Annotated in this window: 17 protein-coding genes; 8 read left to right on the forward strand and 9 right to left on the reverse strand. The window is 72.3% G+C overall.

Annotated features, from left to right (window positions below; genetic code table 11):
* Positions 1 to 156 precede the first annotated feature (156 nt).
* The 3 genes from wrbA to AC3AGO_RS30310 form a co-directional block, all read right to left on the reverse strand.
* Positions 157 to 774 carry an NAD(P)H:quinone oxidoreductase gene (gene wrbA, locus AC3AGO_RS30300; RefSeq protein ID WP_487823451.1) on the reverse strand — a complete coding sequence of 206 codons (618 nt, stop codon included), beginning with the start codon at positions 772 to 774 and terminating at the stop codon, positions 157 to 159.
* 168 nt (positions 775 to 942) lie between these two features.
* Complete coding sequence (locus AC3AGO_RS30305; protein ID WP_487823452.1) at positions 943 to 2,385, reverse strand: MFS transporter; 1,443 nt, start codon at positions 2,383 to 2,385, stop codon at positions 943 to 945.
* Positions 2,386 to 2,479: 94 nt separating this feature from the next.
* Positions 2,480 to 3,106, reverse strand: coding sequence for a TetR/AcrR family transcriptional regulator (locus AC3AGO_RS30310; RefSeq protein ID WP_487823453.1), 627 nt, complete (start codon positions 3,104 to 3,106; stop codon positions 2,480 to 2,482).
* A 203-nt stretch (positions 3,107 to 3,309) separates the two neighbouring features.
* Here AC3AGO_RS30310 and AC3AGO_RS30315 point away from each other — a divergent pair, with 203 nt between their 5' ends.
* On the forward strand, positions 3,310 to 4,494 hold the full coding sequence (locus AC3AGO_RS30315) for a M20 family metallopeptidase (protein ID WP_487823454.1): 1,185 nt from the start codon (positions 3,310 to 3,312) through the stop codon (positions 4,492 to 4,494).
* A 42-nt stretch (positions 4,495 to 4,536) separates the two neighbouring features.
* On the opposite strand, the gene AC3AGO_RS30320 is transcribed toward AC3AGO_RS30315, so the two are convergent.
* Together AC3AGO_RS30320 and AC3AGO_RS30325 are read right to left on the reverse strand one after the other, a co-directional pair.
* Positions 4,537 to 5,196: a response regulator gene (locus tag AC3AGO_RS30320; RefSeq protein ID WP_487823455.1), complete on the reverse strand. Its 660-nt coding sequence runs from the start codon at positions 5,194 to 5,196 to the stop codon at positions 4,537 to 4,539.
* Complete coding sequence (locus AC3AGO_RS30325) at positions 5,193 to 6,416, reverse strand: sensor histidine kinase (protein ID WP_487823456.1); 1,224 nt, start codon at positions 6,414 to 6,416, stop codon at positions 5,193 to 5,195. The genes AC3AGO_RS30320 and AC3AGO_RS30325 overlap by 4 nt, the downstream gene beginning before the upstream one ends.
* Before the next feature lie 262 nt (positions 6,417 to 6,678).
* Here AC3AGO_RS30325 and AC3AGO_RS30330 point away from each other — a divergent pair, with 262 nt between their 5' ends.
* Positions 6,679 to 7,254, forward strand: a complete 576-nt coding sequence (locus AC3AGO_RS30330; protein ID WP_487823457.1) for a GlcG/HbpS family heme-binding protein — start codon at positions 6,679 to 6,681, stop codon at positions 7,252 to 7,254.
* A 236-nt stretch (positions 7,255 to 7,490) separates the two neighbouring features.
* On the forward strand, positions 7,491 to 8,063 hold the full coding sequence (locus AC3AGO_RS30335) for an ankyrin repeat domain-containing protein (RefSeq protein WP_487824870.1): 573 nt from the start codon (positions 7,491 to 7,493) through the stop codon (positions 8,061 to 8,063).
* Between the two features lie 108 nt (positions 8,064 to 8,171).
* On the opposite strand, the gene AC3AGO_RS30340 is transcribed toward AC3AGO_RS30335, so the two are convergent.
* The 3 genes from AC3AGO_RS30340 to AC3AGO_RS30350 form a co-directional block, all read right to left on the reverse strand.
* Positions 8,172 to 9,503: an MFS transporter gene (locus AC3AGO_RS30340; protein ID WP_487823458.1), complete on the reverse strand. Its 1,332-nt coding sequence runs from the start codon at positions 9,501 to 9,503 to the stop codon at positions 8,172 to 8,174.
* Positions 9,504 to 9,643: 140 nt separating this feature from the next.
* Positions 9,644 to 10,813, reverse strand: coding sequence for an acyl-CoA dehydrogenase family protein (locus AC3AGO_RS30345; protein ID WP_487823459.1), 1,170 nt, complete (start codon positions 10,811 to 10,813; stop codon positions 9,644 to 9,646).
* Positions 10,814 to 10,934: 121 nt separating this feature from the next.
* Positions 10,935 to 12,521, reverse strand: a complete 1,587-nt coding sequence (locus AC3AGO_RS30350; RefSeq protein ID WP_487823460.1) for an acyl-CoA synthetase — start codon at positions 12,519 to 12,521, stop codon at positions 10,935 to 10,937.
* A gap of 115 nt (positions 12,522 to 12,636) precedes the next feature.
* On the opposite strand from AC3AGO_RS30350, the gene AC3AGO_RS30355 reads away from it, so the two are divergent.
* From AC3AGO_RS30355 to AC3AGO_RS30370, 4 genes are all read left to right on the forward strand, one after another.
* Positions 12,637 to 13,263: a TetR/AcrR family transcriptional regulator gene (locus AC3AGO_RS30355; protein ID WP_487823461.1), complete on the forward strand. Its 627-nt coding sequence runs from the start codon at positions 12,637 to 12,639 to the stop codon at positions 13,261 to 13,263.
* Positions 13,264 to 13,421: 158 nt separating this feature from the next.
* Complete coding sequence (locus AC3AGO_RS30360) at positions 13,422 to 14,288, forward strand: GyrI-like domain-containing protein (RefSeq protein ID WP_487823462.1); 867 nt, start codon at positions 13,422 to 13,424, stop codon at positions 14,286 to 14,288.
* 154 nt (positions 14,289 to 14,442) lie between these two features.
* A complete protein-coding gene (locus tag AC3AGO_RS30365; RefSeq protein WP_487823463.1) occupies positions 14,443 to 15,234 on the forward strand; it encodes a LamG domain-containing protein in 792 nt (263 codons plus the stop codon).
* Positions 15,235 to 15,607: 373 nt separating this feature from the next.
* Positions 15,608 to 16,177, forward strand: a complete 570-nt coding sequence (locus tag AC3AGO_RS30370) for a sigma-70 family RNA polymerase sigma factor (protein WP_487823464.1) — start codon at positions 15,608 to 15,610, stop codon at positions 16,175 to 16,177.
* Between the two features lie 26 nt (positions 16,178 to 16,203).
* On the opposite strand, the gene AC3AGO_RS30375 is transcribed toward AC3AGO_RS30370, so the two are convergent.
* Complete coding sequence (locus AC3AGO_RS30375; protein WP_487823465.1) at positions 16,204 to 17,139, reverse strand: hypothetical protein; 936 nt, start codon at positions 17,137 to 17,139, stop codon at positions 16,204 to 16,206.
* Between the two features lie 250 nt (positions 17,140 to 17,389).
* Between AC3AGO_RS30375 and AC3AGO_RS30380 the strand changes: the two genes are divergently transcribed.
* Positions 17,390 to 21,784: an FtsK/SpoIIIE domain-containing protein gene (locus AC3AGO_RS30380; RefSeq protein ID WP_487824871.1), complete on the forward strand. Its 4,395-nt coding sequence runs from the start codon at positions 17,390 to 17,392 to the stop codon at positions 21,782 to 21,784.
* The last annotated feature ends 33 nt before the right edge of the window (positions 21,785 to 21,817 follow it).

Below are 21,817 nucleotides of genomic sequence, written 5' to 3' on the forward strand. Positions count from 1 at the left end.
CGTACGCGCACGAGGCGTGCGTACGGGCGGGTCCGCGCTCGGGAGCCCAACGGTGCGCTCACGGTGAGGGGTCACGTGAGCGCACCGTCGTATGGGGCGTGCCTCTGGGCGTGCCCGTTCAAGGCGTGCCTGTATGAGGCGTGCCCGTTTGAGGTGTCAGGCCTCGAAGCCCTTCTTGAGGGCCTCGGCGAGCCGTACGACGCGCGCGGCCTGGACGGCTGCGGCGGTACGGGTCTGGTCGTCGACCGGGTTGTTGCCCTGCGCGTCCACGTGCGAGGTGCCGTACGGGTTGCCGTCCGCGAACTTCGACGGGTCGGTGTAGCCCGGGGTGACCAGGAGCCCGCCGAAGTGGTGGATGGTGTTGTACAGGGCGAGCAGCGTGGACTCCTGGCCGCCGTGCGTGGTGGCCGAGGACGTGAACCCGCTGTAGACCTTGTCGGCCAGCTTGCCCTCCGCCCACAGCCCGCCGAGCGTGTCGATGAACTGCTTGAGCTGGGAGGCGACGTTACCGAAGCGGGTGGGCGTGCCGAAGACGACCGCGTCGGCCCACTCGATGTCGGCCGGGCCGGCCTCGGGAAGCCCGGCGGTGGCGGCCTGGTTGGCGGCCCACGCCTCGTTGGAGTCGATGGCGGACTGCGGCGCGAGTTCGGCGGCCTTGAGGAGGCGGACCTCGGCGCCGGCCTTCTCGGCGGCCTGGCCGATCTCGCGGGCGATCTCGGCGATCGTGCCGGTGGAGGAGTAGTAGACGACGGCGAGCTTGACGGGTGCGGTCACGGCTGCGACCTCCGTTCCGTAGGTGGCGTCGGTACAAGGCCCCTTGCGGGGCTGTAGTTGAACCATAAACTACATCCCGGGCGTGACGCATCCACCTGCCGGTGGGGGAGTTGAGGGCGGCGGGGAACGGAGCGGCGCGCTCGGTCCGGGCGGGCCGGGGTGGGCGGTTCAGTCCTTGGTGGCGGTGAGGGGTTGTGCGGGGGTCGGGGGCTGCTCGTGTTCGGCGCCCAGCCGCCACGCGATGCCGACGCCCAGCAGCGCGAGCGCTCCGCAGCAGAGCCACACGGTGACGTACGCGCCCTCGGAGGCGATGTGTTCGCCGGGTACGTCGAGCAGCAGGCGGTTCATGATGGCGGCGAAGACGGCGCCCGCCACCGAACCGGCCAGCGTTTTGAGGGTGTTGTACATGCCGGTGCCGATGCCCGTCTGGTCGGCGGGCAGATGGCGCATGAGCAGGGACGGCAGGGTCGCGATGGCGGTGCCGACCCCCGTACCGAACACGACGCCGAGCACGGCCATGTGCCACGGCGCGCTGTGGACGAGAGCCATCCCGAGATACGCGGCGGCCACGAGGCCGAATCCGCCGACGAGCGTGCGCCGGTCGCCGAACCGGCGCACGGCACGGTCGGCGAAGGTGCCGCCGAGCGCCATGGACACGGCGGCGCTGACGTTCAGCAGGGAGACGCCGAGGGTGTCCATGCCGAAACCGAAGCCGAGCCGTGCGGGCGTGGCGAAGAAGGACGGGTTGGCGGTCTGCGCCCCGTAGAGCACGCAACCCGTGAGGAAGCTCAGGACGTAGAGCAGGGCCATGCTGCGCCCGGCCATCAGCCGTACGTCCACCAGGGGCTGCGGGGCCCGCAGTTCGGTGCGGACGAACAGGGCGATGAGGACGGCGCCGAGGGCGAGAATCGCGGCGGTGGGCGCGGGGCCCGCGCTGTTCGCGCCCGCCATGCCGATCATGATGGCGGCGAGTCCGGTGCTGAGCAGGGCGGCACCCGCCCAGTCGATGCGGCAGACGGCCCGGGTGGTGGACTCGGGGATCAGCCGGAAGGCCACGGGCAGGCACAGCAGGATGGCGACGGCCGGGAACATCAGCAGCCCGTGCATGTCCTGGACGGCCTGCGAGAGCAGTCCCGCTCCCATCGTCCCGAGCGTCGCGCCCAGGGTGAGCGCGCCGACGAGCATGCCGATGGCGGCACCGGCCCGTTCGGGCTGTACGCGGTCGCGCACGATCGCGAAGTCCAGCGGCAGCCAGCAGGCGAACAGGCCCTGCAGGGCCCGCCCGACGAGGAGCACGGCGAAGCTGTCGGCCGTCGCGACGACGATCGAGCCCGCGGCGACGGCGACCATCGTGATGCGGATCATCCGGCGGTGTCCGTGGATGTCGCCGAGGCGCGAGAGCAGCGGCACGGAGATGCCCGCGACGAGCAGGAAGACACTGTTGACCCAGTTCAAGTCGCCCGCGCTGACGCGGAGTTCGCTGCCGATGAGGGGCAGGACGACCGGCACGGCTCCCTGGAGGATGCCGCTGCACAGTTCGATGAAGACGAGGAAGCCGACGACGGACGCGGTGGACGTCGGCGTACTGCCCGGGGAGGCGCTTCGGGACATGGCGGTCTCCAAGGCGTGCTGGGGTACGGGCCGGGCGCGGCGTGCCCGGTCCGGGACGGTGGACGGAGAGTTCGGAAAGGGAGGGAGGCGGAGGTCAGGCGGGGGACGGGCCGGTGTCCGTACCGCCGACCGGCAGGCGTGGCACGTGTCCGGCCAGGGCGAGGTCGATGAGCTGACGGACCGTCCTGTCGCCGACGGGCGCCGGGCGGAAGGACCTCCGGTAGGCGAAGAAGCCGTTCCACAGGTCCAGCAGTGCGTCGGTGTCCACGTCCGCGGGCAGATCGCCCCGTGCGATGCCGCGCTGCACGGCGGCCCGGGCGTGGTCCCGGCGGTGCAGCACGATGTCGAGGAACGACTGCAGGACCGCTGACTCCTCGGCTGCCGCCTCGGTCAGGCACAGCACGGTGAAGGCGTCGTGGTGACGGGTGAAGTCGTCGATGTAGTCGCAGACGACGAGGAGTTCGGCACGGGTGTCGCCGAGGTCGGGCACGGTGCGGACGTCGGCGCGGGCGACGAGCACCTCGGCGGTCACCGCGGCTTTGTGCGGCCACCACCGGTAGAGGGTCTTCTTGGACACGTTGGCGCGGACGGCTATCTCGTCCATCGTCATGCCGAGATAGCCGCTCTCGGCGAGCAGTTCGGAGGCGGCGCCGATGACCCGCTGACGGACCTCGTCACTGCGGGGCCGGCCGGCGGGCCGCCGTCCTGTGCTGTTCGGCATGGGGACCCATTCGGGGGCACGCGGGCCGGTACGTCAAGAGGGAACGGCAAGTTTCCCGGGAGAAGTCACCTGTCCGTGACACCGGGAGTTCCACCGTGACCGGACCCTGGTCAAACGCCGGGAGAGCGGGTACACATGGGCCTCCTCGAAAAGGGAACGGTCCGTTTCCTTAACCCTGTGCTGCCGTCCGAGTGGAGGACCTCATGCCCGCAGCCGACCCGTCACTCCGCGACCGTGTCGCCGCCCGGCTCGACGAGTACAAGGACCGGCTGCTGGAGCTCAGCCACCATCTGCACGCCGACCCGGAGACCTCCTTCGAGGAGACCCGCGCCGCCGGCCGGCTCGCGGACCTGCTCGACGGTGCGGGCTTCTCCGTACAGCGCGGGGCGTGCGAGCTGCCCACGGCGCTGACCGCGGAGTACGGCAGCGGGGACCTGACGGTCGGGGTGTGCGCGGAGTACGACGCGCTGCCGGACATCGGGCACGCCTGCGGGCACAACATCATCTGCGCCGCCGGGGCGGGCGCGGCCATCGCGCTGACGGTCGCCGCAGACGAACTCGGCTTCCGCATCAAGCTGTTGGGCACGCCCGCCGAGGAGGAGGGCGGCGGCAAGGTGCTGATGCTGGAGCGCGGCGCCTTCGACGATGTGACGGTGGCGATGATGGTGCACCCCGCGCCCGTCGACGTGGTCGACCCGCGCGGCTCCAGCAACGCGGTGGCCCGCTTCGAGGTGACCTTCACGGGCCGCTCCTCGCACGCCGCCGCGGCACCTGAGGGCGGGCTGAACGCCGCCGACGCCGCGGTCGTCGCGCAGGTCGCCGTGGGCCAGCTCCGCCAGCAACTGCGCGACGGCTACCGGGTCGCGGGCATCGTCCGGCACGGAGGGGAGCGGACGAACATCATCCCGGAGCGGACGGTCCTCGAGTACGAGGTGCGCACCCCCACCGGCGCGGAACTCGGGGAACTCAAGGAGCGGGTGCTGAACTGCTTCCGCGGCGCCGCGCTCGCCACCGGCACCACCATGGATCTCGGGGGAATCCAGCCCGACTACCTCGAACTGCGCCACGACACCGCGCTGATGGAGAGCTACGCCCGCAATCTGCGCGCGGCGGGCCGGGAGGTTCCCGGGCCGGGGCCGCTGCCCCAGGGCACCGGCGGCTCCACCGACATGGGCAACGTCACCCACGCGCTGCCCGCCATCCACCCCGGGCTGGGCGTGGCGGGGGCCCAGGGGATGCCGCACACACGGCAGTTCGCCGAAGAGGTCGCGAGCCCCGCGGGAGACGACGCGGTGCTCGACGGCGCCCTCGCGATGGCCTGGACCGGCCTCGACCTGGCAGCGGACCCGGACCGCCGGGCCGCGGCTGTCGCAGCGCGCAACAGCTGACGTACCGTCACGATCCGTGTCCTGTACGGAAGTTCGGGACGTCTACGGCAGCAGCCGCTGTTCCTTCGCCACCGCGACGGCGCCGGCGCGGGTCTCGACGCCGAGCTTGTCGTAGATGCGGCCCAGGTGGGTCTTGACGGTCGCCTCGCTGATGAAGAGGGCGCGGGCGATGTCGCGGTTGCCGAGGCCGTGGGCGAGCTGGCCGAGGATGTCGCGTTCCCGGTCGGTGAGGGTCGGCCGCGGGGCGCGCATCCGGTCCATCACGAACTGCGCGACGGGCGGCGAGAGTGCCGTACGTCCCTCCGCCGCGGCCCGGATCGCGGAGAACAGCTCCTCGGGGCGCTCCGCCTTGAGCAGATAGCCGGTCGCGCCCGCCTCGATGGCGCGGGTGATGTCCGCATCCGTGTCGTACGTCGTCAGCACGAGGATCCGCGGCACCGACCCGGCCTCCGAGGGGCCGGCGGCGACGATGCGCCGGGTGGCCTCCACGCCGTCGATGCCCTCGCCGAGCTGGAGGTCCATCAGGACGACGTCGGGCCGGAGTTTGGCGGCCATGGCGACCGCCTCCTCGCCGGTCCCCGCCTCGCCGACGACCTCGACGCCGGGTGCGCTGCCGAGCAGTGCGAGCAGCCCGGCGCGTACGACGGCGTGGTCGTCGCACAGCAGCAGCCGTACGGGTGCGGCAGCGGCGGATTCCGTCATGGTGTCGGCTCCAGGGGGACGGCGGCGGACAGTACGGTGCCCTCTCCGGGCGTGGACTCGATGGTGAACGTCCCGCCGAGGCGCCGCAGCCGCGCCCGCATGGCGGGCAGTCCGTGCCCGCGCGCGCTGCCGGTGGGGACGTCGGAGGGGGTGAAGCCGTGCCCGTCGTCGGCCACGTCGAGGACGACCTGGTCCCCGAGGTAGCTGAGGGTCAGCGCGGCGGTGCGGGCGCCCGCGTGCTCCCGTACGTTCGCGAGGGCACCCTGCGCGATGCGCAGCAGCGCCGCCGCGACGCTCTCGGGCAGCGGAACGGGCGTGCCCTCCAGGTGGAAGCGGACTTCGCTGCCCTGTTCCCGTTCGCCCGCGGCCAGTTCGCGCAGCGCCGTCTCCAGCGGAGTGCCGTCGGCGAGCGCGGACGGCGCGAGGTCGTGCACGAAACGGCGCGCCTCGGCGAGGTCGCGTCCGGCGATGGCGGTGGCCGTACGGACGTGCTCGCGGGCTGTACCGGGCGCCGAGTCCCAGGTGCGGTCCGCGGCCTGGAGCAGCATCTGCTGGCTGGACAGGCCCTGGGCGAGGGTGTCGTGGATCTCCATCGCGAGCCGCTGGCGTTCGGCGAGGACGCCCTCACGCCGTTCGGTGGCGGCCAGTTCGCGGCGGGTACGCAGCAGATCGTCGATCAGCTCGCGCTGCCGTACGGCCTGCCGCTCCATGTGCAGGAACACCGCCGTGGCCAGCGCCGCGACGGCGGGCGGCGCGAGCACGAGATCCGGGTCGAAGCCGCCGGCGAGCCGCAGTTGGGCGAGGACGACGAAGACGGTCAGCAGGGCGACGAGCGGTACGGCCGCGCGCGGCGGCAGCGTCCGCAGCCCCGTGTAGAAGAGCGGCACCGCACACCAGGCGAAGCTCGGCGCGAGCAGGACGAGCAGCACCCAGACACCCACGACCGCGGCCAGCCAGGCCCGTTGACGCAGGGTCCGCACGCTGCCGCGCCCCGGACCGGCCTCCGGCCCCGTCGTCTGTCCGAGCACCGGGCCGAGGAGGTGGAGCAGCGCGAGGACGATGCTCAACGCGATGATCCAGGGAATGCGCGGCTGGTCGGGATGGCGCAGCAGATACCGCCACAGCGAGGCGCCGAGCAGCAGAAAGAACGCCGCATTGATGACGGGGGCCAGCCGCCGCACCTCGGGGTGCGGGCCGGGCGGGGCCGGTTCCGCGGGCACTGCCCACCCCCTTTCCTGTGTGTCGAGCGCGTACGGTTTCCGCTGGTCGGAGCGTATGCGGAGGTTCCTCTCCAGCAGTCGTAGCACGGGCTCCACGGGCCGGGCATCATCCGATCGGTTTACCCCCGTGTCAGCCGTAGGGCGCCGCGACGGCAGCCGGTACGGCGACCCGGCGGGGGCTCCCGGCTCCGGAGGATGGGAGACACACAGCGGGCCGGCAACCGAGTCCGCACCGCTCACCGCCTCTTTAAGGAGTACGACCATGCGGAACGCCCGCCCGAAGAACACCTCCCGCCGCACCCGGACCGTCGTGGGCACGGCCGTCGGCGCCGTGGCCCTCGCCGGAGTCGGCACGTTCGGCGCCATGTCGGCCAGCGCGTCACCCGCCGCGTCGCAGCCGGCCGGCGCCCAACAGGCCGCGCAGAGCAGCGACTTGACCACCTCCAGCCACCTGACGGTCGCCGCGGCCGCCAAGTCCGCGCAGGCCGCGCTCGACGCCGCGAAGAAGGAGAACCAGAAGGTGTCGGTCGCCGTCGTCGACCGCAACGGCAACACCCTCGTGACACTGCGCGGCGACGGCGCCGGCCCGCAGTCGTACGAGTCGGCCGAGAAGAAGGGCTACACCGCGGTCTCCTGGAACGCGCCCACCTCCGAACTGTCCGAGCGGCTGGAGAAGACCCCGAACCTGAAGGACATCCCCGGCACGCTGTTCCTCGCGGGCGGCGCCCCGGTGGAGGCCGAGGGCGCGCCGGTCGCGGGCATCGGCGTCGCGGGCGCGCCGAGCGGCGACCTGGACGAGAAGTTCGCGCAGGCCGGCGCCGACGCGCTCGGCAAGTGACGCGACCGGCACGTGAGGACCGGGCGATGGCCAGGAGGACAGCAGGTATGACTCTCGCCGCCGTACTCGCAGCGGTGAGCCTCGCGGGCTGCGCGGCCCGGGACGGCGGGGGTGGGGCGGCGCACTCCTCGTCGTCCGCCCCGTCGTCCCCTTCCGCGACCTCGTCCCCGTCGTCCTCCTCGTCGCCGTCCTCGTCGTCGTCCTCCCGGGCGGCGACCGCCGCGGCGAACAAGGAGCTGCTCGACGCGGCGGGCAAGGGCGACAGCGAGGCCGTCGAGGCGGCGCTGAAGTCCGGCGCCGACACGGAGACACGCGACAGCCGGGGCCGTACGCCGCTGCTGCTCGCCTCCCTCGGCGACCACGTGGAGGCGGCCCGCGCCCTGGTGAAGGCGGACGCCGACCCGGACGCGCGGGACGAGCGCGACGACAGCGCCTGGCTCGTCACCGGGGTGACGGGCAGCGCCGCGATGGCGCGCGTGCTGATTCCGGCGAAGCCGGACTACACGCTCACCAACCGGTACGGCGGTACGTCGCTGATTCCGGCGGGCGAGCACGGGCACGTCGCGTACGTGCGGGAGGTGCTGCGCAGCACCGATGTCGACGTCGACCACGTCAACAGGCTTGGCTGGACCGCCCTGTTGGAGGCCGTCATCCTCGGCGACGGCGGGCGGGACCACCAGAAGGTGGTCGCGCTGCTGCTGGACCACGGGGCGGATGCGGGCATCGCGGATAAGGACGGGGTTACGGCGTTGGGGCACGCGGAGCGGCGTGGTTTCGCGCGGATCGCGGAGCTTTTGCGCGGGGCGTAGGCGTGTTTGCGCCGCCTCGTGTGCCCCGTGGGTGTGGTGGGCGGCTGCGGTTGGCGCTGGGGTTTGCGCAGTTCCCCGCGCCCCTTGTCGGGGCTGGTCCCCGCGCCCTTATCGGGGGTGGAGGCGGTGGGCGTCTTGTTCTGGGCTTATGGCCGTTGTCGCGTAGGCGCCGCAGGCCAGCATGATGGCCGCTGTGATGAGGAACGCCGTGGTGTAGCCCGTCTGTTCGGTCGCGGCGCCGTCGATGAGGCGGCCGCTGAGGAACGGGGCGACCAGGCCGGGGAGGGTGCCGGTGGCGGCGACGATGCCGAAGACCGCGCCGCGCTGCCGTGCCGGGGTGACCTCGGCCGTGGTCACATAGTGCAGCGGAATGGCGATGGCGTGCGCGCCGAAGGCCACGGCGATCAGTACGAGGCGCGCCGCCCCCTCGACGAAGGGGAACGTGGCCATGGCGCAGCCGGCGACGATGACGGCCGCCCCCTGGAGCGCACCGCTCGACCAACGGCTGCTGACGCCACGGGACTTGAGGGCGTCCACGACGGGGGAGACGGTCAGCAGCAGGGCCAGGCTGCAGCCGGAGATGACGCTGATGGCGGTCGCCGTACGGGCCGGGGACATGCCGAGCTGGGTGCTCAGATAGACGGGCAGCCAGGCGCTGCTCAGCGACAGGGCCCAGTGGGCGGCGAACGCGCTCGAAATGCCGCCCAGCACCGTTCCGTTGAGCAGGAGCCGCCGGTACGGCAGCCGTTGCCCGGGCCCCGCGTCGGCCGTGTGGTCATCCTTCGTCGACTTCCCACGCCGTGCGGGCTGTTCGCCGTACGGGCCGTCGTGGCCGACCTTCAGCCACAGCAGGCACCAGACGGCGCCGGCCGCGGCGAGAACGGTGAACGCCGAGCGCCAGCCGTACGCGGTGATGATCCACGTGAGCAGCGGGGCGGAGATGAGCGTGCCCAGCGCGGCGCCGCTGATCTGCAACGCCGAGGGCAGGCCGCGCCGTTCGGCGGGGAACCACTTGTAGAGGGCGTGCATGGACATCGACGCCGCGGGCCCTTCGGCGGCCCCGAGCAGGACCCGCCCGGCGATGAGCGTCGGCACCGTCGCCACGATCAGTACGGGCAGTTGGGCCACCGCCCACAGCGCGGTCAGCACGCACAGGAGCACCCGGCTGGAGACACGGGTGGACACGAAGCCCACGGCCAGCCCGGAGAGGCTGAAGAGCAGATAGAAGGAGCTGGATATCGCACCGTACGTGCTCTTGCTGAGGTCCAGCTCTTCCATGATCGGGTGGGCGGCGAGGCCGAGTACGGCCTTGTCCGCGAAGTTGAGCACCATGAAGGCGACGATCATGGCGGTGACCAGCCACGCCCGGCGCCGGACGACGGCCGTACCGGCCGGGTTCACGGGGCGGGCGGGGGCCGGCTCGGTGCGGCTGCTGGTCATGGGGACTCCCGGGGAGAGTGGGGAGGAGCGGCAGGAGGGCCGGCCGCGGGCCGCGGCGTGCCGGGCTCGTGCGGAATGCCCGGGGCCACCTTCAGCGCCGCGTACGACACCCGTTCAACTGCGGTGCCCGGCACGCCTGTTCACGTCAGGGACTTGGCGATGGCGTTCTTGTGGATCTCGCTGGTGCCGGTGACGATGCGGAACATGCGCAGGCTGCGGAAGATCCGCTCGACCTCGTGGCCGCGGGTGAGCCCGGCCTTGCCGTGGATCTGCACGGCCTGGTCGGCGACGCGGAAGCAGGACTCGGCGGTGAGCAGCTTGCACATGTTGGCCTCGGTCGAGATGTTGTCGCCGCGGTCGCCCCGGGCCGCGGTGGCCATGACGGTCGAGTGTGCCGCGTAGAGGTCGGTGGCCATCTCGGCGAGCTTGTGCTGGATGGCCTGGAGCCCGAGGAGCGGCTGTCCGAAGGCGACCCGGTCCTTCGAGTACGCCACCGACAGGTTCCACGCGCGGCGGGCCGCGCCGATGAGGGAGGGGCAGTGCAGGAGGCGGTTGAGGGTGATGCGTCCGATGCCGATGCGCAGACCCTGGCCGATCTCGCCGAGGAGGTTCCCGGCGGGGACGCGGCAGCCGTCGAAGGCGAGGTCGCCCTCCATCTGCTGCCCCGACATGGGGACTTCACCGTCGAGGACCTCGCAGCCCGGGCTGTCGAGGTCGACGAGGAAGGCGCTGTAGACCTCCTCGGTCCCGGCCATGCGGGCGACGACGATCGCGAAGTCGGCGAACGGCGCGGCGGAGCTGAACACCTTGCGCCCGGTCAGCACGTACGAGTCGCCGTCCTCGGTCGCGGTGGTGGACATGCGGCGTACGTCCGAGCCGGCGTCCTCCTCCGTGATGGAGAAGCAGCAGGCGCGCTCGCCCCGGATGACCGGCATCAGATACCGCTCCATCTGGTCGGCGGTGGCGTAGCGGGCGATCGCGCCGGCCCGCAGGGGGCCGCCCATGTCGCCCAGCACGGAGTGCGAGAGCGCTGCGCCGGAGGCCGTCAACTCCTCTTTCAGTGCGCACAGTTCGACCAGGCTCAGATCCTCGCCGCCCAGTTCGGCGGGCAGGCTGACGCCGTAGAAGCCCAGTTCGCGGCTGCGCTTCCAGACGTGTTCGAGCGTGGCCCGCTCCAGCTTCGACTCGGGGGTGATGCCGCGTTCGCGTTCGTACGGGACGAGTTCGTCGTGGAGGAAGCCGCGCAGGCGGGTCACCAGGTCCTGGAGGCGCGGGTTGTCGTCGTGGACGGGTTCGAGGGTGAAGGTCATGGCGGGTTCCTGTTCGGGGAGCTCGGGGCCGGCGTGCGCGGGGTGCGGCGTACGCGACGGGCTTCGGGCGGACGCGTGCGCCTCAGCCGGGGCAAGACACTTCGGCGGGGCGCAACGTGCCTCAGTGGACGCGGCGTTCGGCGCCGGCCCAGTACGGGTCCCGGAGGGCGCGGCGGTCGATCTTGCCGTTGGGGTTGTGGGGGAGCGCGTCGACGAAGTCGACGGAGCGGGGCTTCTTCATGCGGGCCAGCCGCTCGGCGCAGAAGTCGCTCAGCGCGCTCTCGGTGAGCGCGGCCCCCTCGCGCGGGACGACGACCGCCTTGACGGCTTCGCCCCACTGCTCGTCGGGCACGCCGACGACGGCGGCCTCGTACACGTCGGGGTGCTGGTGGAGGACCGATTCGACCTCCACCGCGTAGATGTTGAAGCCCCCCGAGATGATCATGTCCTTCTTGCGGTCGACGATGAAGACGTAGCCGTCGGAGCGCCTGCGTGCGAGGTCACCCGTGAGGAACCAGCCGTCGCGGAACGACGCGGCGGTCAGGTCCGGTTCGTTGAGGTAGCCGGGCACGACGTCAGGGCCGCGTACGGCGATCTCGCCGATCTCCCCGTCGGCCACCGGCCGCCCGTCGTCGCCGACGACGGCGACGTCCGCCTCGGTCCGCGGCCGGCCGCAGGAGAGCAGCAGCTCCTCGTCCACTCCCTCCAGCGCCCGCCGGTGGTCCTCGGCGGAGAGGAACAGCACGCCCGACGTCGTCTCGCCGCAGCCGTACCCCTGGGAGAGGACCGGGCCGAACAACTCCCAGGCCTCCCTGATGCGTTGGGGTGACATGGGCGCCGCCCCGTAGATGAGCTGCCGCAGCGAGGACACGTCGAAATCGCGTGCGTGGGGCAGCGCGAGAACGGTGTTGACCATGGTCGGGACGACGAACGCGTGGGTGGCCCGCTCCCGTTCGACGGTGGAGAGGAAGGCCTCCGCGTCCCACCGTTCCATGACGACCGCGCAGCCCCCGGCGAAGAAGATGCCCATCAGCGGCATGCCCGAGGCGTGTGTGACGGGCCCGGCGAGTATCTGCCGGTCGCCCGGCCCGACACGGGTGTCGGGACTCATCACGGTCTTGCGCATCAGCGCGAGGCGGTTGCCGTACGTCTGCGTCGCCGCCTTGAGCTTGCCGGTGGAGCCGGAGGTGAAGTGCAGTACGGCGACGGCCCCGTCCGCGCAGTCCACGTCGACGGGCTCGGCGGGCGTGGAGTCGAGAAGGCCTCGATAGGTGAGGAGTCCCCGCGGCTGTAGGTCCGCGTCGTGTTCCCCGTCCCCGGGCGGGTCGAAGCAGATGACGGTGGTGACGTCGCTGCCCCGTACGGCGGAGGCGGCGTCCGCCAAGTGGGCCGCGTCGACGAGCAGTACGCGCGCCGCCGACTCGCGCAGCAGGTGCGCCACTTCCTGCTCGCCGAGCCGGGCGTTGACCGGTGCGCGGGTCAACCCGGCCTTGTAGAGGGCGACTTCGGTGACGACCAGCTCCGCCCGGTTGCCGGCGAGGGTGGCCGCGCAGTCGCCCTCGCGGAGCCCGAGCGCCCGCAGCGCGGTGGCGAGCCGGTCGCTGTCGTCGTCGAGCATCGCGTACGTCAGCCGCGTCCCGCCGCAGACGACGGCTTCCGCGTCGGGCTGGTGGGCGCGGGTCCGGCGTACGAACCGGCCGAGGTTCATGGGAGCTCCAACCGAGTTACTGAACACTGTGTCTGTTTACGGATTGAGTGTTCGGAAACGTAGTCTGGGGGAGCCGCCAGGTCAACGGTCCGGAGCGAGAGGAAATAATCCGGCCATGAAGTCCGCAGGAGACCGCCGCGTCCGCCGCACCCGCCACGCGCTGCGCTCAGCGCTGGTCGAACTCGTCCTGGAGAAGGGATTCCACGCGCTGACGGTCGAGGAGATCATCGACCGCGCCGACATCGCCCGCGCGACCTTCTACACGCACTACCGCGACAAGGAGGATCTGCTCGTCGGCGTCGTCCGGGACCTCACCGAGGACAGGGAGCGCCTGCTGCCGGCCATGGAACAGGCGCAGACGCAGGGCTTCACCGGGCTGCCGGTGCTCTACATCTTCCAGCACGCCGAGCAGGAGAAGCCCGTCTACCGGGTCATCCTGCGGGGCGAGGGCGACGGCCGCGCCCTGCGCGAGTTCACGACGATCATCAGCGAGCGGGTGGAGCAGGTCTTCCGCGAGCGGGCCGCGCATCTCGGCGTCACGCCGCGCGTCCCGTTCGATGTGATCGCCCGCGCCTGGACCGGCGAACTGACCGGCGTGCTGACGTGGTGGGTGGAGAACGACACCGGCTACACGGCGCAGGAAGTCACCGCGCATCTGCGGGACCTGTCGGTCCACGGGCGCGTCTGGGCCTCCGGCCTGGAGCCGCGGGACGTCGCCGGAACGCCGGACGCACCCCGGTGACCTCGCGCTCTGTGGCCTCGTGCCCTGTGACCTCGCCCCGACCCGTACCGCCCGTGCCCGACCCGTACCGCCCGACCCGACCGGACCGGGCACAGGATGTCGGGTCCCGCGGGGTGCGGCGTCCCTAGCGTGTGAGGCGTCAGAGGAAGGAGAACGGGGTGCTGGAGCGGCTGAACGAGGCCCTGGAGCACGTCGAGTCGCATCTCGACGAGCAGATCGACGTGGCCGAACTGGCGCGGATCGCCATGACGTCGGAGTATCACTTCCGCCGCATGTTCTCCGCGCTGGCCGGGGTCTCCCTGTCGGAGTACGTCCGGCGCCGGCGGCTCACCGTCGCGGGGGCCGAAGTCCTCGCGGGGGAGCGGACGTTGCTCGACATCGCGGTGCGCCACGGCTACGGCTCGGGGGAGGCGTTCGCGCGTGCGTTCCGCGCCATGCACGGTGTGGGACCGGGCGAGGCCCGGCGTACCGGTGCGGCGCTCAGCTCCCAGCAGCGGATCTCCTTCCGCCTTGTCGTGGAAGGGAACAGCAGCATGAAGTACCGGGTCATCGACAGGGAACAGTTCCGCGTGGCCGGCAAGAAGGCCCGTGTCCCGCTCGTGCACGAGGGGGTGAACCCGGCGATCGCCGAGTTCGTCCGGGGTCTCGGGAAGGAGACGGTGCGGCGCATCACCGCACTCTCCGACCAGGAGCCGGAGGGGCTCGTCGCGGTGAGCGACGACCTCGACCCGAGCCGCGCCGAGGGCACCGAACTCGACTACTACCACGGTGTGGTGACGAGCCGTCAGGTGTCGGACGACCTGGACACGCTCACCGTCCCGGCGGGAACGTGGGCCGTCTTCGAGAGCTCGGGCCCGTTCCCGCAGGCGCTGCAGTACCTGTGGCGGGACGTGTTCACGCAGTGGTTCCCGTCCAACCCGTACCGGAGCAGGCCGGGTCCGGAGATCCTGCGCACCCGGCTCTCCGAGGACGGGGCACAGGCGGAGGCCGAACTGTGGATCCCCGTGGAGCGGACCACGGACTGAGCCGTGCCGAACGGTGGCGCGGTGAGGGGGTGAGTCTGCTCCCCGCCGCGCCGACGCGGGTTGGCGGCGACGGGCTCCGGGGCGGGGTGAACCGTATGCGGATCACGTGCGTGATCACTAGCGAAACCTTTGTCACGCACTTCCTGGGAGACTCATGACGCGCAGATGGTCGCTCATCACCCTGATCGCCGTGCTGGCCGTCGCGCTGGCCCTCGTCGTCACCTACATCGTCATCGGTGGCGGAGAGAGCGAGAACAAGGCGTCCGGCACCGAGTCCGCCGCGCCGGGCGGCGGCAAGACCGAACCCGAGAAGGACGGCACCCCGGGGCTGCAGGGGACGGGCTGGTGGCCGCTGCACCAGTCGGGCACCGGCCGGGCCGGCGAGCACGACGTGGTGTTCAGCGGCGGCACGGAGTGGACCGACGGGCCCAACGGCGGTGCCCTGCGGCTGAACGGAAAGAAGTCGTACGGGAACGCCGGTGACAAGGTCATCGACACCGCGGGCAAGGACTACTCGGTCGCCGCCCGCGTGCGTCTCTCCGGTGACCTCAAGGACTTCCGCACCGCGGTCTCCCAGGACAGCAAGAGCGTCAGCGCCTTCTTCCTGCAGTACTCGGGCGCCGACGAGCGGTTCGCGTTCAGCTTCAGCGGGGCCCGCGCGCTGGCCGACAAGGCCGGCAAGCCCGAAGCCGGCCGCTGGTACCACCTGACCGCCACGTACAGCCAGCAGGACAAGCAGATGCGGATCTACGTGGACGGTGAACTCGCGGGCAGCAGGCAGGCCACCAACCAGAACAAGCCCGAGGGTCCGCTGGTGATCGGGCGCGGGATGAGCAGCGGCAAGCCCGTCGACTTCTGGAAGGGCGACATCGCCGATGTGCACGTCTACGACCGGGCGTTGAACGCGGACGAGGCGAAGACGCTCTCCGGCGGCGAACCGGAGTGACCGGAGGCGAAGCGGAATGAGCGGGGGCGCCGGGTACGGCCCGGCGTCCGGCAGAACCGCCCGAGGGCGGGGAAGAACCGGTGAGGCCGGGGCGTGCGAGGAAGCACGCCCCGGCCTCACGTCGTGCGGACGGGCAGTGCGGACGGGGGCTCGCGCGCGGCGTGGGACGTCAACCGCCGCCGTATTATGCCCAGTACGTGCGGTTACAGGCGTTTCCGAAGGCAACGGAAGTCGGACCCGGGTGCGTTCACCATGCAACGGCACCGGTAGAAATGAACCCTCCGTGCGGACGGCCGGTCTCGCCGCCCCGCACGCGGTCGCCACCGCCGACGGCCGTACCCAACGCCCCCCACGACCCGAGAGGAACGGGCCCTTGTCGGCAAGGGTTTCACCCGAGAACCACATACCGCGCCAACGGACGAAGGAACCCGCGCCCGAGCCCGAGGAGTTCCTGAGAACTCTTTACCAATGCCACGGCAGCGCTTTGCTGCAGTTCGCCGCACGCCGCCTGGAAGGCGACTGGCACCGCGCCGAGGACGTGCTGCAGGAAGTCGCCATCCGCGCCTGGCACCATGCCGCGGACCTCGACCCGGCCGCGGAATCCGTACGCCCGTGGCTGTTCACCGTGTTGCGCAATCTCGTCATCGACGGCCACCGGGCCCGCCAGGCCCGGCCACCCGAGACCGGCGATCCGGAACTCGTCCATCTCCCCGTCTCGGACGGTGTGGACCGGCTCCTCACCTCCCAGGTGGTGGTCGAAGCGCTCCGGGACCTCCGCCCGCCCCAGCGGGAGATCCTCCTGCACGTGCACTACATGGGCCGCAGCGTGAACCAGACCGCCGCGGCCCTGGGCGTACCTCCGGGAACGGTCAAGTCACGTACGTACTACGCGGCCCGCGCCCTGCGCGAAGCCCTCAGCAACCGGGGCCTGGACGCGGCCTGACCCCTCCGCATGCCGACGGGGCGTCATCACATCCGCCCCGCATGCTTGTTGATGTCCAGCCCGAGCGGGCCGGTGTCGAGCGAACCGTCCTCACCGGCCCGCCAGCGCCACCCGGCGGGCGCCTCGCCGAGCACGAGCAGCGCGTCCCCGCGCCGCAGACCGGCCAACGCCTCCTTGCGGCGCGGCAGTTGAGTGGCCTCGATGACGAACAGCTGCGGCGCCTCGCCCGGTACCGACGCCTGGCTGTGTCCCTCGATGAGCCGGAACACCTGGGTGACATCGGCCGCTTCGGGAGCCTGGGTGTCGCGCGCTCCGGCCGTACGGGCGAAGCCCTCCTCCAGGTCGGCCGCCGTGTGCAGACCCGAGGGGAACATCCCGTTGCCGTTCAGCCTCGTGTCGCCGGCCAGCGACCCCACCAGGGTGACCTCGCCGGAACCGCCCACGGGCCCGGTGACCACCTCCGTGATGACGGCCCGCGCGAAGCTGCGCACTTCCTCGTCGGGACCAGCCACCGAGATCGTTGCCGCGGCCCGCGACAGGTCCACCAGCACCCGGTCGGGCCCGCCCAGACCCACCGTCACGGTCAGCGCGTACGGCAGCGCCTGCTCGTCCATGCCGCGCCCCTCCAGCGCCTTCGGCGGGGTGGACCAGCGTTCGCCGTCCTCCTCCACCGTCCAGGGCCGCGGCGCGTCCTTCTCGGCACCCGCGAGCAGCAGGCCGAGCCGCTCCTCGGAGTAGACGACGGCGTACAGGTCGGGCAGGGAACGGCCGGACCGTACGCACTCGCCCGTCAGCCTCTTCAGGCCCGCGTCGATGACGTCCAGCGACTCCCGTCCCACGACGGCGGGCGCCGGGGCGACGGGCTTCGGCGGGCGGTTCCGCCGCTCGGTGACGATCAGCGCGACCACGGCGCCGACGAGCGCCAGCCCCAGCACCACTGCCAGAGCGACGAACCACATCATCTGCTGACTCCTTGTCGGGCCACCGGAGACCGGAGACCGGGAAGTTCGGAAACGGGCACGGGAACCGCGGCACACCGCGGCGCCTTCGCACCCGACGACGTCTACGGACCGGCAGCCCGGATGGTTCACCTGTGTTTTGTGTGAACCATCCGTGGCCGGGGCCCGTAGCTCCCAGCAGTGGCCGGGAGTGGCGGAAGAGCTCCCGTGGCCCCCCAATTCACGCCCGGCTGGAGGACGTTCTGTGTCGTTGATGTTGACCGTGGTCGAGGGAGGCGGTGACGCGTTCGACGTCCACCTCGATGCCGACCCCGGCACTCCCGTGGGTGCCGTAGCGGCATCGCTGGCCCGGGCGGGCGGTGTCCCGCTGCCCCCGGAGGGATCCGGACTGTACGCAGGGGACCGGCTGTTGCCCGCGGACATGACGCTGCGGGACTCGCCGCTGCACAACGCCTCCGTCGTGGGCCTCGGCCGCCCGGCCGGCGACTCGTCCACCGAGCCGTCCGGCCTGGTGGAGATCCGCGCGGTGGGTGGGCCGGGGGCCGGCGCCGTGCACCGGCTCGACATGGGTGAGTACCGGATCGGCCTCGGCCGTGACGGCACCCCGCAGGTGCTCAGTACCCTGCCCGACCAGCCCAGCGCCATCCTGCGGGTCGGGCCCGCCGGGCGGTGCCACGTCGTACCCGACGCCTCCCGGACCGGCGGCCTCACACCGCAGCTGGACCGGGAGGAGATCGAGGAGGACACCGCGTGGCCGGCCGGGGCACAGCTCCTCGTCGGCGAGTGCCTGCTCCAACTCTCCCCGCCCCAGCAGCCGGACGCCGCCGTACAGCCCTCCGAGGACGGCACCGGCTGGGACTACAACCGTCCCCCGCGGCTCCAGCCCGCCGAGCGCGCCACCCGCTTCACCCTCCCCGCACCGCCCGAGGCGCCGAGGCCCCGGCCGCTGCCGTGGATCGCGGCGATCGTCCCGCTGGTGATGGCGATTGCCGGCGCGCTGCTGTGGCAACGCTGGCAGATGCTGCTGTTCGGGCTGCTCTCCCCGGTGGCCGTCATCGGCAACTTCCTGACGAACCGCCGCGGCGGACGCCAGTCGCACGCCGAGGCGGTCGCCGCGCACGAGGAGAAGAAGGAGCGCATCGAGGGCGACGCGCAGGCCGCGCTGGAGGCCGAACGGTCCGCGCGGCGCAGCGGGTTCCCCGACCCGGCCGAGGTCGTACTCATCGCCGTCGGCCCGCGCCGCCGCCTCTGGGAGCGCCGCACCTCGGACGGCGACTTCCTCGAACTGCGCGTCGGGACCGCCGACCAGGACTCCGACGTCGTACTCCGTGACCCCACCAAGGACGAGCACCGGCAGCAGGACCCCTGGACCGCGCTGGACGTCCCCGTGACCGTGCCGCTGCGCAAGCACCACGTGCTGGGCATCGCCGGCGAGGGGCCCGCCGCACGGGCCGTGGCCCGCTGGGCAGTTGCCCAGGCCGCCGTCCTGCACAGCCCCCGGGACCTCCAGATCCACCTGCTCACGGCCGGCGGCGCCGAGCAGGACAGCTGGTCGTGGGTGCGGTGGCTGCCGCACGTACGGAGGAAGACCGGCGACACCCCGGCACACGTCGGCATCGGTACGGAGACCGCGGCCCGCCGCGTCGCGGAAATCCTGTCGCTCATCGCGGAACGCGCCGAACTGGCGGAACAGCGCAAGCGGCCCGCGGGACCCGACGTACTCGTGGTCCTCGACGGCGCCCGGCGCCTGCGCTCCCTCCCCGGCGTGGTGCAGATCCTGCGCGACGGTCCCGCCGTCGGCGTCCGCGCCATCTGCCTGGACGAGGACGAACGGCTGCTGCCCGAGGAGTGCCTGGCCGTCGTCGCCGAAGAGCCCGGCGGCACCCTGCGGGTGGGACGCTCCGGATTCGGCACCGTACGCGGCATCCGGCCCGACGCGGTCTCCCTCGACTGGTGCCGCTCGCTGTCCCGCGCGATGGGACCGCTGCGCGACCCGGGCGGCCAGGACGGACAGAACGCCGTACTGCCGTCCTCCTCACGGCTGTTGGACGTCCTCGCCATGGACCCGCCGCAGCCCTCCGACGTACGCACCCGCTGGATGGCCGGCGGCCGCTCGACCCGCGCCGCCGTGGGCGTCTCCCTCGACGGCCCGTTCTACCTCGACCTGCGGCGCGACGGCCCGCACGGACTGGTCGCCGGCACCACGGGATCCGGCAAGTCCGAACTGCTCCAGACCCTCGTGGCCTCGCTCGCCGTCGCCAACCGGCCGGACGCCATGACCTTCGTCCTCGTGGACTACAAGGGCGGCTCCGCCTTCAAGGACTGCGAGCATCTGCCGCACACCGTCGGCATGGTGACCGACCTCGACGCGCACCTCGTCGAGCGCGCCCTGGTGTCGCTGACGGCGGAACTCACCCGCCGCGAGCACATCCTCGCCGCGGCCGGCGCCAAGGACATCGAGGACTATGTGGAGTTGCTGGAGCGGGAGCCGGCGGGCCGCCCGCCGATGCCCCGACTCCTCATCGTCATCGACGAGTTCGCCTCGATGGTGCGCGACCTGCCCGACTTCGTGAAGGGCCTCGTCAACATCGCACAGCGGGGCCGCAGCCTCGGCATCCACCTGATCCTCGCCACACAGCGCCCCAGCGGCGTCGTCTCCTCCGAGATCCGCGCCAACACCAACCTGCGCATCGCGCTGCGCGTGACGGACTCCGGCGAGAGCCAGGACGTGCTCAACTCGCCGGAGGCCGCCGGGATTTCGCAGGGCACCCCCGGCCGCGCGTACGTACGGCTCGGGCAGACCTCGCTCGTACCGTTCCAGTCCGGGCGGGTCGGCGGACGCCGGCCCGGCGCCTCCGCCTCCACGCTCCCCGAGCCCTGGGCCGTCGCCGTCGGCTGGGACCGGCTCGGCGAACCGCTCCCGCCGCGCCCCCGCGGCGCGGACCAGGGCCGCGGTGAGGTCGAGACCGACCTCACCGGCCTCGTCGAGGCGATCCGCGGCGCGGACCGCGAGATGAACATCCCCCGGCAGCACAGCCCCTGGCTGCCCCCGCTGCCGGAGAAGATGGTGCTCGGCGACCTGCCCGCACCCCCGCCCTCCGACGGCTACGACCTCGCGCCCGTCGCGTACGGCGTCGTCGACCTCCCCGCGGAGCAGGCACGCCGCGCGCTCACCATCGACCCGGCGACCCTCGGGCACCTGCACCTCATCGGCTCGCCCCGGCAGGGCAGGTCGCAGACGCTGCGCACCATCGCCGGCACCATGGCCCGCGCCTACACGCCGGCGCAGCTGCACATGTACGGCATCGACTGCGGCAACGGCGCGCTGCTCGCCCTGGAGGGCATGCCGCACACCGGCGCCGTCACCCAGCGCACCCAGCCCGACCGCATCGCCCGGCTGCTGGCCCGGCTCACGAAGGAACTCGGCAGGCGCCAGGAGCTGCTCGCCGCACGCGGCAGCGCCGACCTGCCCGAGCTGCGCCGCGCCCTGCCGGCCGAGGAACGGCCGCCGCACATCGTGGTGTTCCTCGACCGCTGGGAGGTCTTCGACAAGACCCTCGGCGAGTACGACGCGGGCAATCTGCTGAACGGCGTGCTGGCCCTGCTCCGGGACGGTGCGAGCGCCGGCATCCACCTGGTGATGAGCGGCGACCGCGCGCTCTTCTCCAGCCGGGTCAACAGCTCCACCGAGGACAAGCTCGTACTGAAGCTCAACGAGAAGTCCGAGTACGGGATGATCGGCGTGACGCAGCGTGCCGTGCCCGACGACATCCCCCCGGGCCGGGCACTGCGCGCCGCCGACAAGGCCGAGGTGCAGATCGCTCTCCTCGCGCCGGACCCCGAGGGCCAGGCGCAGGCCGCGGCCCTGCAGGAGATCGCCGCCGCGTGCCGGGAAGGCGTGGCCCGACTGCCGGAGTATCCACGGCCGTTCCGCGTGGACACCCTGCCGGACCGGCTCTCCTTCGAGGAGGCCTGGCAGTACGCGCCGCAGCCGCGCCCCCACGCCCTGTGGGCGCCGGCCGGTGTCGGCGGCGACGAACTCACCGCGTACGGGCCGGACTTCGCGGCCACGTCGACCTTCATGGTCGCCGGGCCCGCCCGTTCGGGACGCAGCACCGTCCTCTCGACACTGGCGCTGTCGCTGCTGTCGGCCGGCACGCCGGTCGTCATCGGCGCCCCGGCCCGCTCGCCGCTGCGCGCCCTCGCCGGACAGCCGGGCGTGCTCGCCGTGTTCGACGAGCCGGACATCGCCCCCGACGCCCTGGAGGACGCGCTGGGCAAGGCGCCCGAGGGTGCGGTCGTCCTCCTCGACGACGCGGACCTGCTGCTCAAGTCCCGTGCCGAGCCCGTCCTCACGGAGATCGCCAAGACCGGTGCGCAGAACGGCCGGGGCCTGGTCATCGCCGGCCAGACCGACCGCCTCTCCTCCGGCTACTCCGGCTGGCACACCGAGGCACGCCGCAACCGCTGCGGTCTGCTGCTGAAGCCGCAGAACATGAGCGACGGCGAACTCATCGGCGTCAAGGTCCCCCGCAGCCGCCTCGGCGGCGACCGTACGGGCCGCGCGATCCTGCACGTGGCCGACGGCGTCCTGCGCACCGTCCAGGTCCCGGAAACGGTCATCGCGGAGCCGGGCGCCCCCGCGTGAGGGCCTGACCCCGACCCGTACAACAGAGGGCTC

The organism is Streptomyces sp. BL1, from assembly GCF_057628045.1.